Annotated in this window: 9 protein-coding genes; 8 read left to right on the top strand and 1 reads right to left on the bottom strand. The window is 56.1% G+C overall.

Features of this window, described 5'->3' with window-relative positions:
- Positions 1–238: 238 nt before the first annotated feature.
- Entirely contained in the window at positions 239–1,663 is a 1,425-nt protein-coding gene (locus C486_RS17780; RefSeq protein ID WP_049910687.1) for a hypothetical protein, read from the bottom strand.
- Between the two features lie 112 nt (positions 1,664–1,775).
- Between C486_RS17780 and C486_RS20625 the strand changes: the two genes are divergently transcribed.
- The 8 genes from C486_RS20625 to C486_RS17815 all read left to right on the top strand — a co-directional run bounded on the left by C486_RS20625 (position 1,776) and on the right by C486_RS17815 (position 14,597).
- Positions 1,776–2,624, top strand: a complete 849-nt coding sequence (locus tag C486_RS20625; RefSeq protein ID WP_083866057.1) for a hypothetical protein — start codon at positions 1,776–1,778, stop codon at positions 2,622–2,624.
- A 161-nt stretch (positions 2,625–2,785) separates the two neighbouring features.
- Positions 2,786–3,418, top strand: coding sequence for a hypothetical protein (locus C486_RS17785; RefSeq protein ID WP_241432543.1), 633 nt, complete (start codon positions 2,786–2,788; stop codon positions 3,416–3,418).
- A gap of 129 nt (positions 3,419–3,547) precedes the next feature.
- Complete coding sequence (locus C486_RS17790) at positions 3,548–6,736, top strand: PD-(D/E)XK nuclease family protein (protein WP_008458666.1); 3,189 nt, start codon at positions 3,548–3,550, stop codon at positions 6,734–6,736.
- Positions 6,729–10,364, top strand: coding sequence for a UvrD-helicase domain-containing protein (locus tag C486_RS17795; protein ID WP_008458668.1), 3,636 nt, complete (start codon positions 6,729–6,731; stop codon positions 10,362–10,364). Before C486_RS17790 ends, C486_RS17795 begins: the two co-directional genes overlap by 8 nt.
- Positions 10,365–10,722: 358 nt before the next feature.
- Positions 10,723–11,580, top strand: a complete 858-nt coding sequence (locus C486_RS17800; RefSeq protein ID WP_008458670.1) for a ParA family protein — start codon at positions 10,723–10,725, stop codon at positions 11,578–11,580.
- Complete coding sequence (locus C486_RS17805) at positions 11,577–11,984, top strand: hypothetical protein (protein WP_008458671.1); 408 nt, start codon at positions 11,577–11,579, stop codon at positions 11,982–11,984. The genes C486_RS17800 and C486_RS17805 overlap by 4 nt, the downstream gene beginning before the upstream one ends.
- Positions 11,985–12,202: 218 nt before the next feature.
- On the top strand, positions 12,203–12,748 hold the full coding sequence (locus tag C486_RS17810) for an HD domain-containing protein (RefSeq protein ID WP_083866058.1): 546 nt from the start codon (positions 12,203–12,205) through the stop codon (positions 12,746–12,748).
- A 172-nt stretch (positions 12,749–12,920) separates the two neighbouring features.
- On the top strand, positions 12,921–14,597 hold the full coding sequence (locus C486_RS17815; protein WP_049910688.1) for a transposase: 1,677 nt from the start codon (positions 12,921–12,923) through the stop codon (positions 14,595–14,597).
- The last annotated feature ends 380 nt before the right edge of the window (positions 14,598–14,977 follow it).

Below are 14,977 nucleotides of genomic sequence, written 5' to 3' on the forward strand. Positions count from 1 at the left end.
TCAAAAGATCCACAAGCAGCGACCGATCTTACAAGAGACGCTCGCTACCGCTACACAACCGAGGTGTGAGTCTTAACTGAAGACGAATGAATCCCGAGTTTGATTGTGTGGTGTCCTTCCTCATAGAGCCGTGGACCATACCTGATAAGGCCTCGCTTGGGAGAGGTTTCAGTACCCCCTTCAAACTGAATCTCTGGCTCCTCGAGGTGACGAAGCGTGAACGGGGACTCTTCAGGCGTCATTGTTCAATTCCACCTGTGTTTTCGAGATCAGACGCTGACTCGATGAGCTTGTCACGTTCGTCTCCGTCTTTGGGTGGGCGGACATTGAGGGACAGCGAGTCAACCCTGGTTACTTCGAGTTCCTTTACGACGGGTATCTTTTCACCCATAAACCGGTCAAGCTGGGTCTGATCCGACATCAGCAACTCTTCCCAGACACGCAGCTGGCGGTCGTACTTACTATTCTGGGCGTGGAAACGATTTGGCGAGAAGTCGTTTTGGAGCCGTGATTTACGCTCGCCTGTCACAGGTCGACGACCATCTGAAGTGAAAACCTGTGTGGGTAGCAGAACGTAGTAGTATTCTCCCGCATAGCGCCGTACTCGTACTTTGACACCGCGGTGGATGACATCGGGGTAGGAGTCTAGCTCCTTTGCAACCCAAGATCGACCTAGTTTTCGCTCGGAACCGTGCTGTTTGCGGTCGAGTTCTGGGTATACCGTTGTTCCTTTCTCACGGTCGATGAGACAATCGTTATCTCTCGCAACGAGAGTGAATATCCCTCTGAGAAGCGACCTTACGATGTTTTCACGCTCTTCCTCTTGCGCACCCGTTCGAAGGAACTCCTCGAATTCTCGTGTTTCGAAACGGTCCTCGTGTATGTAATGACGAGTAGACCCCGGAAGATGGTCCGGATGAACGAGCGAATATAATTTCCGCTCGTGAAGCTTGATGGGGAACGCTTCGTTGTTGTAATTATAGACGCGAGCAGATTCGGCTTCCTCTGTCGTCTCTATAATGTACAGTGTCTCTGGGTAGCGGGTTACCTGAAACAGATTCGTCGCATATTCTGTTTCCTCTGAAACTGGTTCGTACGAGTGAAGATATGGTTCGTACTGGAACCGTTCTGTTTTCTCAAGTTGATGAGCTTGTTGACGGAGATCATCGTATGTACCTACGAAAACATGGGTATCGATAGCAAAATCTCGGAACTCATCTACATCCGTATCATCTAGCCGATCTACGACCTCATCGTTGACGCTGTCTTTGAGTTTTTTGTAGAAGTCGACCAGTTTCTGGTTATCGGTGACATCTCGATCGAATAGGGCTTTCCAGAGCTGGTCATTAGAGAGTGTCTCCGTAAAAATATAGAAATCAAAACGGTGGGGTTGGGGCTGTTTGATGTATTCGAGGAAATACCGTGCGAGTTCGTCTCTAAAATCGTTCGGGCTGAGGCCTGTAGAATACGCTTTCGCCTCGGCTACCACTTTATCGCCCGTAGCTTTGTTTACAAACTGAATATCGTCAAGCGTGGAGTGGAAAGCTGAATCCCGCTCAACCATGTAATTCAGCCCTTCCATATACTCAATGACGACTTCCTTATAGTCCTCCCCGCGTCGCGCCGTCCCTTCCCGCTCTTTATATAGATTGTAGATGGGCACGTTGTATCTCGTTACAAGGAAGTCTCGTGTGAATTACTTTTCCCTCAATCGTTGGATAGTCTACTGGGATTCGACGGTACTTCTATAATCCGAGCGGTATACATTGGGGATAATGAACCGCGAGGACTTGGGAACGACTCTGCGCCTCCTCAATTATGAACGCGGGGCCGCAGATGCGCTGCCGAAAAAGTCGCTTCACAAGCTCCTCTATCGTATTGATGTCAAATCTGCAGAGCAAGATTTAGACATCGAGATTCCGTATTATTGGTATCTCTTTGGTACTGTCTCTCCAGCCACGCCTTCGACTGTCCCCTCAGCCAGTATTAACGAGCCCGGACTTGAAAATCGCCTACGTTCTGTTGTCTCAGAGGCTCTCTCTGAATATTATGACCATGGGTTAGAATGGCTCACAGACAGAATGTATGATGATGCGCCGTATCAGGTTCAGAGGGATTTTCGGGAGTTAGATAAGAAAATAAGAACGTTACATACGGAGTATCACGATTTCTTTGAGGTTGACCCAAGCAGAGAATCGGTACTCAACTCCGTCCACGACACTTTTGAATCATTTCCAAACGACCGATTTCCGGAGTACGATCGACCACTAATCAAGTGGTATAACGCGGTCACTCGAGAACTCCATTCACATTCTCCTGACCCCTCCAGATTGATGACGGTGAATGTAACGTTCTGGCGTATTTTTGCTCTTGAGCTTGCTCAACGGCATGCCCAGGGAATGTCTCCAGAAGAGGTCCGTGGGAACCTCGGTATAACCTCGTTTGAGGAGGCGCGGAGTTCTGCGACCCAGAAACTTGACGAATTCGAAGAAGAAGACCTTGATGCGAAATTTTCTGGCTTAGCAACCGAACTCGAATCTGAACGGAGCGCAGCTGACGAACTTGTTACTCCGATTCTTGAACGCCGGGGAATTGCGCACGAAGATCTTCATCCGGGCCAATGACTAGATACTTCGTAGATACTAACGTCCTCATTGGACTCACGTTTTCTCACGACCGGTGGGCCGTAGAAGCAGAACGTATCCTAGACGGTCAGAATACGCTCTTCACCAGTGAGTTTGTGATCTACGAGTATTGCAGCCGCCCGCAAGGAGCGCCTCGAGTTGTGTCCGACCCTGATCAACTACAGGTTGATCCAGACGATACAGGTGGCGTGTTTGGAACCGTTCTTGAAGACTTTCAAGAGAATGTGGAGGACAACATCCCGATGTACAATCGTGAAATCGATTTACAGCGCTACGATGGACTTTCGTTTGAGAGGATATTAGAGATTTTCTTCGAAAATATTGAGGTTCGAAGTCAGGCCAAGCCACACTTTGTTCGGCACTTCCAGAACTACTTTTCCTCGCGTGAAGTCACTCCACGGAATGCAAAACGGTGTGTCGAAGATCTTCGAGATCGTGTTCTCCACGACGCAAAGGAGCGGAAAGCCGCACTAATGGATGCTGTCCACGTTGTGTCCTCAACCTATGATGAACAGGACCGTGCCCGTGGTCTCGTTGATGAGCATATTGGAATTCGAGAGTCCAGAATCCCTCCAGTAGACTCTCAGTGGCTTCTTGACGCAATAGGGCTTGCAGAACGCGGGGTGCTTCATCGGGTTGTGACTGGAGATAAGAAAGATGTCGTCCGATATCAGCAACAGTTGACCTCGTTATTTGACGTGTCTATCCTCTATATATTGGACGAATTCCATACTCACTCCCAAGTCGGCCAGGATACACACGAGATATTTTGATCGCGTACCGACTGTTTAGAAGGATCACAGTCGGTTGATCTCTGCAGATTCTCCTATCAGTAGGGCACTCCTAAGCTGTCAGTCTCGCCAAGAGTGAAGTGAGACCGATATCTTGGTAGGGAGTGTTCGATGGATTCAACGCTTCTCACCGGCCCGAAACACGCCCGATTGGAACGACGGGCATTTCAGCGGGCTGACGACATCGCCACCGGCTCGCTGGGGAGTATTCTCTACATAACGCGGAACGACGCTCGCCGGAGTACGGTTGAGGACAGCTGGGCCGCTTCGCACGAGCCTCTCCGTCTTCGTGCTGAGACGCTCGATGCGGTCGTTCGAGAGTGGTACGAAAATCTCCAGGGCCCGGTCCAACCCCCCTCCGGACAATTGAATCGCCGGCTCGCAGAGTACGCGCTCGACAGAACAACAGCCGAAACAGATGGCGCTCTCGCCGGCGAACCCGCCTCGGCTGCTCTCGCGGATTCGTTTAGTAGTCGCTTCTCACTCTTCGACGACGCCGGCGTCGGGACCGCCGCCGCGCTCGCAGCGGAGTTCGAGGGCTCCGATCTCGATGACCGTATTGCGACAGCCACTGTCGACGCCTACCGCCACTACCGGGACCTCCACGGCGACTACGTCGACGAGTGGGTCTGTACCCGGGGAGAGATGTTCGACGCCGTCGCGACGACGGAGAAGTCACTCTCGGCCCTCTCTCCGGAACTGGACGTCGTGGTCCTATCGGGGTATCATGAGTTCCGTCCTGTCGAACGCCGCCTCATCGAACGCATCGTCGACGAACTCCCGATGATCGCGCTGCTGCCGCTCCACCAGGATGGGCGAAGCGGAGTCGGTACCGTTGCGGAGGACGCCTTGGAGGTCTACGAAGCACTCGACTTTGAGAGAGTGGAACTCGAGCCCGTCAACGAGTCCGGGCGGGCCTTCGGCAGGATCACCGAGTCACTCTACCGTCCGGATCCTGACACCGTCCCTGTTCCAGACGGCCTCCGGTGGCGGGAACTCCCGACACCCGAGCGCGAGATTCGCTTCGTCGCTCGCGAGCTCCGGACTGAGTTGGCTAATGGTCGCGATCCCGACGACCTGGCTGTCGTCGTCCCAGGGACGGAGGCCTATTCGGGGTACGTCGAGGACACATTCGATACGTTCGACATTCCCCACGTCACGACAGCCGCCTCACAGCTGAACCGGACGTTCACTGGGAGCGTTGTACATGACCTGCTGAACCTTGCCGAACCTGACCCGCGTGCTGAGGATCTAACATCCTTGTTGGCGAATCCACTGGTCGACATCGTCGACACCAACCAGGCCAACGCCGTCACGGCAGCTGCTCGTCGGCGCGACACCGTTTCCGTGTCGCCCTTGCTCGACGACGTCGACGGCGAGGTCGCGTCACTGGTCGAGGATCTGCTGGCCACGCTGGAGACGCTCCGAACGGGCGACGTCGAGGACGCAACCGAGACGCTCCGACGGCTGATGGACGACCGCTTCGACCTGGAGGCGGCGACGGAGGACTACGCCCACGGCGCCGAGCAAGCCGTCGAACAGCGGGCCTACGACCTCGTGGACGAGGTTCTCTCCTCGTTCGAGTCGCTGGCGGCGGTCAATAGTGACCTCTCTCCGCTGGCACTCTTCACCCGTGCATTCGACGGTGTGCCGATCCGGGTTCCGCAACGCGCTGCTGGCGGCCACGTCGAAGTGATGGGGTTGCTCGACGCCCGGATGCGGTCGTTCGAGAAGGTGTTCCTCGTGGGCCTGACCAGTGAGCACTTCCCGGTGACGCCGGAACGCCCGGCTTTCTTCGAGGAGATGACCGACGCCCACCCACGGTTCGACACCGGCGACGAGCGCCTCCGTGGCCGCTATCTCTTCGCGACGCTCATCGCGAACGTCGACGAGCTCACGATAACTACACCGGAGACAGGCGACGACGAATCGGCCGTCGTCCGGTCGCCGATCCTCGACGAACTCCAGCGCGTCACCGGCATCGAACCCGAAGACGGCGTCGACGACCGCGTGGGCTCCCGCGAAGATCTCCAGCGGCGCGTCGCTTCAACGGACGACCGGCGTGGGGCAGTCAGCCGCGCCGGCGACCGAGGTGACCTCACCCCCGAACAGACCAAGCGCACTGATCGAGGACTCCACTGTGCGGACAACAGGGGAACGGCTGGCCTCTCCGAACACGATGGCGTGTTAGAACCCGAGACAGTCGATGAGGTATACCCTCCGTCGGAGCGGGAACCCTACAGCGCGAGTCGAATCGAGCGATACGTCGAGTGTGGGTTCAAGTTCTACGCCGAGGAGGTACTCGGAATCGAGGACCCCGACGATGTCGAAGTTGTCCCCACACCCCTCGAAACCGGGTCGTACGTCCACGATGTCCTCGAACGGTTCTTCGCGGATCTCCAGGATGAGACTGAGGATGGTGTCAATCTCGCTGAGTTCGACCGGGACGACCTGGCGACGCACCTTCGCGAGATCGCTGTCGAGGAACTCCAAAATGCTGACTTCGAGTACGACGGCCTGTTCTACGAACGCTGGAAGGCGGAGTTGTTCGCGGGCCTCGGCGACGATGAGACTGCTCCGTATGAGGCCGGGAGCAAACCTCACGACGCACCGGAACAGGGGTTGTTCGCTACCTTCCTCGACAACGAACTCTCGCGGGACGGCGCTGACCGCCCACACTTGTTCGAGGCCCCGTTCGGCGAGGGACTTCCTGACTCGGATGCTGGGCCGTTCACAGTTGAGCGACCGGACGGCTCGACTGTCTCGATTCGGGGATACATCGACCGCGTTGACGTGAGCCGGGACGGTGAGCAACCGACGCTCACGCTCTACGACTACAAGACTGGTCGAGCACCGTATATGACGAAGACAACCGGCGGCACGAAGTTCCAGCTCCCCATCTATCTACTCGCTGCCGCCGAGGTAGTCGACGGTGACCTATTCGAGCAGGGCTCGCTCTCAGCGACGTACTACCAGGTGCGACCACCCAACGACCTCAAGGTTCCACGCGGTGTCGAATCGAAGTTCGATTCAGAGGTCGACCTTCGTCGCTTCCTGAACAACGTCGTTCCGGAGTGGCTGGGACAGATAGACGAGGCGATCGCCAACGGACGGTTCCATACGACGCTTCTGTCGGCCCGTGGTGCGAACTGCCGATACTGTGACTACCGACGGGCGTGCGATGTCCGGCATCACCGCAAGCGGGAGTTCGTCGACGAGGTTCACGAGGACGACGCTGCGTACGTTCCGCTCCGTGTTCGCGACGACGAGGACATCGAGGCGGTGATGAGCGATGACTGAGGACTCCGAGGAGATTCAGCTCACGGAGGAACAGGAGGACGCGCTCGTCCAAGGCCGGAACGTCGCGATCACTGCCGGTGCTGGGACGGGGAAGACGACAACGCTCACCGAGCGGTACGTGACGATACTGGCCGAGAATCCGTCGCTTACCCCGGAGAACATCGTCACGATTACCTTCACGCGAAAGGCCGCTGCCGAACTGACCGAGCGCGTTCGGGAGGAGGTGTACGACCGGCTCGAGGCTGTCGACTCACCAGAGGCCTACAACCGCTGGCGAAACGTCCTCGACGACCTGGAGGACGGCTACGTCCACACCATTCACGCGTTCTGTACCCGGCTCTTGCGAGAACGAGCCGTTGAGGCTCCGGTGCCACTCGGCTTCGACGTGCTCGACGAAGACGGCGCCGCGACACTCCAGCGCGAAGTCGTGACGGAGTTCCTCGAACGCAATCAGGACGATGACGATGTTGCGCTCCTTGCCCAGCTCTGGGGTCGCGACCAGTTGGTCGATGTACTCGCTGGATTACTCGATGAGCGCCCTCAGAGCGAGTCCGTCCTCGAGGCGTGGCGTGACGCTGACGTCGACGACTACGTCGATATCTGCTGGGAGGTAGTCTGCGATCTCGACGTTGCCGACGCTCGACAGACGCTGTATGCGGAGGGACTCCTAGAACAGCTACACACGGTCGAGGGCCGCGTCGACCGTGATGGCGCTATCGCTGACGAGGACGGTCTACGGGCCTACCGGACCTTCACCGAGGTCGCGACGACTCTCCCTGACGACCCCCAAGAAAGCGACCCCCGCGACTGTCAGCGAGCAATCCTCGAGCTATACGAGGCCTGTGAGAAGAAGAACGGTGGCCTGTACAGCAGTTCGGGGTACGTTGTCGGTGACCGGGACGATTGGGGTGAGTACGGTGACGTCTACGACGATCTAAAGGACGCCATCGATGCGGCCATCGCAGCCGTCGAACCACACGCGGATGCAGTCGAGACGACGCCGGGGGAACTGGAAGCGAATAGCGCTCACTACGCGCTCGCCCTGATGCGAGTCTTCGAAGATGTCCTCGCAGCCTACACTGCCGAGAAGGACCGCCGCGACACGCTCGACTTTCCTGACGTGATCGAGACGACGCTCCAGTTCTTGCGAGCTAACGATGCCGTCACAGAGCGGCTACGAGAGCAGTTTGCGGCCGTGATGGTCGACGAGTTCCAGGACACGGACCCGCGCCAGTGGGAGTTGGTCAAGCTTCTTACGGGAGTCGACGAGCAGACGGCGTCGAACGTCTTCCTGGTCGGCGACGAGAAACAGAGTATCTACGGATTCCGTGGCGCCGACGTGACGACGTTTGGGGATGCGCGCAGAGAACTCCAAGCCGTCAACGAAGCCCGTGGTGTCGACGACGTCCCCGACAGCGAGGCCGCGAGTCCGACCGCGCTCGAACTCTCTGGGAACTTCCGGACGCTGGACGAGCCGCTATCGTTCCTGAACGAGCTCTTTGAGTACCTGTTCCACCCGGAGGGTGATACCCACGAACCGTACGAAGCACCACCGCAGGAGTTGACCACGCAGCGCGATCGTGTCGAAGACATCGAGGGCCTGACCGGGAGCGTCGAGTATCTGGCTGTCCCCGACGACGCTGACACAGCGGCAGAGCTTTTCGGCGACGACCACCCGGTCGCCGCAGGCGCGCTCGACCACACCATAGAGGCTGAGGCGCAAGCGCTCGCTGCTCGACTGACCCACCTGTTCGACGACCCGCCGGAAGTCCAGGACCCTGATACGGGTGTTCATCGGGCCGCTACGCCGGACGATACGGCAATCCTCCTCCGCCGGCGGACCCATCTGGACCGGTATCAGCGCGCTCTCGAGGAGTACGACATTCCCTATACTGTCGTCGGTGGCGTCGGGTTCTACGATACGCCTGAGGTCCAAGCCCTCACGAACCTGCTTCGAGTACTCGGTGATCCACAGGACGATGTCTCCCTCTATGGAGTGCTTCGATCGCCGCTGTTCGGATTCGCGGATGACCGCCTTGCGCCGGCGGTCGCAGAGGCCGATTCAGTGTGGGACGCACTCGCCGAGACGGACGATCCACAGCTGTCGGACGCGTTCGACCTTCTCACAACGTGGCGCACCCTCAGCGGCTGTGCGACCCCGTCCGAAAACGGCGTCCTCCCGTGGAACCGCCTGCTGTCCCGAGTGATCGACGACACCGGGTATCTGGCGAGCGTGAGTGCTGACGAACGCGGTCGACAAGCCGTTGCGAACGTCGAGAAGTTCCGTGATCAGGTCCGCACCTGGAGCGAGAACGGGGTTCATACCGCTGCGGGGTTGCTCCACCGGATCGACCGCCAAGCCGAGATCGACCCCCGTGAGGGGGAGGCAGATATTCCGGGTGACGCCGAGGGCGTCCGGCTTATGACGATCCATTCAGCGAAGGGACTCGAGTTCCCGATCGTCACTGTCCCCGATCTCGGGAGTGACCTCAACTTCGGTCGCTCCGTGGACGACCACGGGTATGTTCGACTCGTGGATGGTACTGATGACGCGCCGCCGGTGCCGGCAGTCGGTGGACCGGATCCGGGCGATGCGTTCTCGATCGAGAAAACCGCCGTCCACGAGTACGCTGACCGACAGTCCCGTCCACAGGAGCGGGCGGAGTCGAAGCGGCTCCTCTACGTTGCGTGTACACGGACACGGGATCACCTCCTTCTCTGCGGCACACACGACATCGACGTCGACGAGTCCGGTGCAATCGAACTCGGCGAGCCTGCTGCCTTCGACGATGCAGACCGGTGGCGCGACTGGGTACAGCCAGCCCTCCTCGATGGAGCACTCCTCGCCGAGGCGATTCGGGACGGACAGGCCCATGCCGAGATGGATGAGGCCAGCTATACCGTTCGCAGACCCCCGCGCCCAGTAGAATGGCACACCGACGACGACGTTGTTGATCCAGCGCCGGAGATATCGATTCCCTCACCGCCGTCGCTAGCGCCGGCGAAACGGATCGCGGCCACGACGCTCGTGAATGCGGTGGCAAACGCGTCTACGGACGGTCATAGTTACTCTCAACGTGAGGAGTCGGCGGGTCTGAGCCCTACGACGTTCGGGACGGTCGTCCACCGGATCAACGAACTCCGACCGCCGAGAGCTGAGTGGCCCACCCTGATCCACCGTTTGAGTCGGATGACCGGTGAGGAGCCGACAGAAGCAGACCTCCGTGAAGCTGTCAACCATGCTGCTGATGCAGTCGAATTTGTGGACCACATCGAGTCCGATGCCCAGCTTCAGGAGGTTCACGACGAGTACTCTGTTGTCGCTCGAATCGATGAGTCGCGGATTGTCGGTGATATCGACCGGCTGCTCGTCACCCCGGATACATTCCACATTATCGACTACAAGACCAACGACCTCTCGGCTACGACACCGGATGAGCTCGCGGAACACTATCGACCGCAGATGCTCGCGTACGCTCTCGCACTCCTCCAACATGACCGGACTCGTGACGTACGAGCTTCACTCCGGTTTACTGACGAGGGGATAGAGGAAGGATTCCATTGGGTGTCGGATCAGATGACTGAGATTGAATCTGAACTACGGTCAATGGTGGATTTGGTAGATTAAGCCCCCGTTTTCTCCCAATATGCTCACCTCTCGATAGATATATATGGACTCTGGGTGACCGCCACCAGAAACGAATAGAACGAACGGAACGAACGCAACGAGGATGTTTCGCGTAATGAACGAAGATACCGGAACGAGCCGAACCTATGCTGGAACAGAGGGAGCTCAATGACCGTAACGAATGAAACGAATGAAACGAACAGAATGAATGTAACTAACGCATTCCTCTCAACGAGTGGAACGAACAGTTGGTTTTAACATCGTAGTAATCCTCTCACCGCGTGAAACACCCTCACCGAACGCACCGAACTAAACAACCATAACGAACAAAACGAACACAACGAAAGGAACGGAGATAATGACTGACACCAATACCGCACGAATCACGGTGGCGAATCAGAAGGGAGGCGCGGGGAAGACAACCGACGTCATTCATACTGGCGGCGCACTCGCCGCCCGAGGCCACGACGTCCTCCTGGTCGATATCGACTATCACGGAGGGCTCACCTGCTCACTTGGCTACAACGATCTGTACTACGATACCGACCGTACAACGCTGTTCGACGTCCTCGACTTCGACCAGATGGAGTCGGTGAACGACATCATCGTCGAGCACCAGGAATTCGACATCCTTCCCGCCAGCGAGAAGTTGGCGAACAACAAGAACATCCAGACGTTGCTTGAGGCGCCGAAGAGTCGCGAGCGGTTGGAGATGACTCTCGACGAGCTCGACAAGGACTACGACTACATCATTGTCGACACGCCGCCATCCCTGAACGTCCTCACCGACAACGCCCTGGTCGCGACCGGCAACGTCGTCATCCCCGTCATTCCCGAGAAGCTCAACGCCAACAGCCTCCAGATTTTCGCGAAACAGCTGAGCTCCCTTGAACAGGCGTACGGAGACATCAATCGGCTTGCCATCGTCTGTAACCGTGTCGAGCAGAACGCCGAACACCGTGACACTATCGAGGAGATCAAGTCGGCGTACTCCCTCCCAGTCTTCGAGATCCCGAAGCGGACCGACCTTTCCCAGTCGATTGGCGAGGGAGTGTCCCTGTCTCTTATACACATCTCTGAGCCTGNGCCATCAGAGATGTGTATAAGAGACAGGGAGAACCAGCGCGTCGAGGACGCACGCGACCTATTCAACGAGATCGCCGACCTGTTCGACGAGACGTTTGAGAAGACCGCACCTGAGGAGGTGGAAGCATGAGCGACGGTTGGGGTGATGCTTCCGGCATCGAGGGCAACTACGAAGAGGAGGACGATGAGGTCGATTCCAGCGAAACGAGTGAGGTGAGTGAACCAGTGGAAACCAGTTCATCGACCGAAACGACCGAATCGACTTCAACGAGTGAAACGAACGAAACGAGCAAAACGAAGACAAACATCAAAGACGAGTGGAACGGGCGAACGATCTACATTCCTGACGATGTCCTCGACGAGATGGAGGATACCTACCTCGAGTCCCAGCTGAAGCTCCGCAAGGCGGGGCAGGACGAGTTCAAGAAGAACCGCCACTTCTACCCGCTACTCGTCCAGTTCGGTATTGAGGCCCTCTCTGAGGCGGATGCTGAGGAAATCCAAGCTCGCCTGTCAGAACTCGGCGACGAGTGACCTCGTGCAGAGCGAGGGTCGACAGTAGTTGAGACTGCCAGTCTCAATGCACACAATATGAAATCTAGTGGATCTTGGGTGAATTAACTGTTCAATCTGGATGCAAATTTCACGTGGACAAGGAGTGAGTTAGGGGTCATTGGGGCAGTCAGAACAGATACTTCGGGCAGGTTGTGTCAAAAAGAAGTTTATTACCTATCTGTACTCTATTCGCACAGATGAGAAATTTAGGAGAGGATGAAGAAATTGAGCGTGCTATCCAATATCTAGTGCATTCGTTCGAATCTTCGGGCGATAATCCGAAACCAGTGATACTCCACAGTACAAGAGTGGGAATGAATCTTTATAACAGAGATTACGACAAGTCCATCGTTATCTCTGGTTTTCTCCATGACCTGCTAGAGGATACAGACGTGGGTTCTGATGAGATTCGTTCGGAGTTCGGAGAGGATGTTGCAAATATCGTGGAAGCCACTAGTTTCGACGAGAATATCGACGAATATCTCCAACAACACCTCGATATCTATGAAAGATGTTTTGAACTGGGACGAAGTGCGGTGATTGTCAAAGCTGAAGATATCCTCGATAACAGTGATTACTACGATTTGGGTGGCTCGGAGGTACTACAAAAGAACCTAATCAAGAAAATGGACTATTTCATCCAAAACTCTGAACCATATATCGGAGACGAGGACATACATCAGGAACTCAATGATAAGCTACCTATAGTTAAGGAAAGAATTAATATAAAAACCGACAGCTGAAATTTACGACATATTTGAACTGTTCGGGCTGGCTACCGAGCCTAGAGTGCTCCGTTGCCGGTCTGTACTGACCACTCTCCATTCACACTGCTTAGCGATATTGAGATCTGAATGTGTTTTCTCTATTACCAGTTAGACGAATTTTTGCGCGTGTCGTGACCAGCATTTTGCAGTGGTTGCGAGTTGTAATTCTCAACGCATTGTCTTTCGGCGAATCGCGCAAAAATCATTCGCTGAATGGCCAGCATATGATTCGACACCACTGTACGACCGGAGTTCGCTCGCCGCTCTGAAAGAAGATATTCGGACCGTTGCCTCCACATGGTTCGACCATCAGGCTCACCACTCCGTTGATGAGTTCGTGTCTCACTACCCAGTAGCGTATGTCCAGTTCCGGCCACATGACCGGTATTCGGGAGCAACCCGGTACGAGATGGCCCAACTGTTTCGACTGTTCCTACTCAAAGAACTTCACGGCTGGACTCATGAGACAGCACTCGTTACGTACCTCACTCACAGTCCAGAACTTTGTGAGCGACTAAGCATAGAGACAGTCCCAGACCAGTCGACGCTGTGGCGCAGCTGGCATGAACGATTCACTCAAGAGCTTCGCGAGACAATTGAGGCAGCCGCCCGGATAATTCTGATCAAAGCCCAAGACGCAGGCGTTGCTGTCCCACGCGAGCCAGAACGTCAGCTTCCATTTTCCGGTGATGAACAAGAAGAGTCAGACCCAGACGATCAAGCTCTCCTCGACGAAGCGGCATCAATTACGGACCACATCAGTCACGTCGTTTTCCCGGCATTCTCACTGAATCGCGACAATGGCTGTGAGATCCACGAGAACGCTTACTGGGACTTGCAAACGCATCTCGGACTTCGTGAGCGGCTAGCTGCCAATGAAGGGGCTCGCAGTTTCGTGTATGAATCGACTCGAGATCGTACTCCGTTGGGCCATGCCCATCGCGATCACATTCGTGACCTCTCTATCGAGCAAATTCGGGAGATGTATCGGCAGGCTGTGACTCGACTGTTGGGGGAAGCAGCGGAGACGGAGGAGTTCTTTCGAGCTGGTGTCGTCGCTATCGATATTACTGAAGGGGACCCGTTCACAGGCGACAGAACCGGGCATGAAAATGAAATTATCGGGACAAAGGAGAAGACCGATGAGTACGCCTACCAGTGGGCAACAGTCCAACTGGTCGGGAACGCTGTCCCAATCGTACTGGATGCGAGACCAGTTCGGAAGGGTGAGACTCGCAAGGAGATTGTCGAGGATTTACTCGACTCTGCCGAGGATCTCGTTCACGTCGATAATGTGCTGATGGATCGGGAGTTCGACAGTCAGCATATTCTAGAGATGCTTAGCCAGCGTGGACTGTCGTATGTCGTCCCGAAACGGATGCAGACGAGCGAGAAAGCGCAGGCCAAACGGTTGCTCCAGCGGGGTCAAGACCGATACGAGACTGATCGGAAACTCCATCTTGGGAAGAACGAGTGGCACGAGACGACGCTGATCTATCGGCGGAAAGAGGACTCAGACCACGACGACCACCGCCAGTACTCGGTGTTCATGTCCAATCGCGGTAGTGGCTTCCTCACTGAGTACGGGTATCGGTGGGAGATCGAGAGTGGGTACAGGTCGATTAAGCGATTCATGGCCGCCACGACCTCGAAGGATTTCGGACTCCGGTTTTTCTACTTCGCGTTCGCGTGCCTCCTGTACTCGATCTGGCGAGCCGTCGACTTGCTCGTGCAGGTCGAACTAACTGGTGGATACGAGCATTCGCCGATTGTGACGAGTGACAATACGCTGACGCTGCTGAAGAAGGAGACTGGAATCGGGTAGTGAGGTTCTCCACCCGTGATAGCGCGGTGTCTGAGTGGCTACACTCTTGGAAGTCTTCGAAATTCGGCGAGATAGTCAGTAGTACAACAGGAACGAGTGATTGAGAGCTATTCTGGAGCGGTTTCCGCTCGATGATTCGTCCAAATACACGCATCACAGGCCCGCTAAACCCGCCGTAGTCTCAACTCCACGGGTCGACATTTTGTATAGCGATATACGATATATGATTTCCTGTAGTGCGGAATTCCGACGCTAAGAGACTCCAAACCCTCGAATTCTCCCGATGGGCCGAATAGAGCAAGTGGTCCTGATTATGCCAATAATCACGACCACTTTGAAGTACCCCGACGCCGTCGGTGAAGCACGAATGCTGCAACCGC

This window comes from Natrinema gari JCM 14663, from assembly GCF_000337175.1.
In the GTDB taxonomy this organism is placed as follows: Archaea; Halobacteriota; Halobacteria; order Halobacteriales; family Natrialbaceae; genus Natrinema; species Natrinema gari.

Bases quoted from the DNA above. Each gene is read 5' to 3' on its own strand.
- C486_RS20625 (WP_083866057.1), top strand. From the start codon at position 1,776: ATGAACCGCGAGGACTTGGGAACGACTCTGCGCCTCCTCAATTATGAA.
- C486_RS17790 (WP_008458666.1), top strand. From the start codon at position 3,548: ATGGATTCAACGCTTCTCACCGGCCCGAAACACGCCCGATTGGAACGA.
- C486_RS17795 (WP_008458668.1), top strand. From the start codon at position 6,729: ATGACTGAGGACTCCGAGGAGATTCAGCTCACGGAGGAACAGGAGGAC.
- C486_RS17805 (WP_008458671.1), top strand. From the start codon at position 11,577: ATGAGCGACGGTTGGGGTGATGCTTCCGGCATCGAGGGCAACTACGAA.
- C486_RS17810 (WP_083866058.1), top strand. From the start codon at position 12,203: ATGAGAAATTTAGGAGAGGATGAAGAAATTGAGCGTGCTATCCAATAT.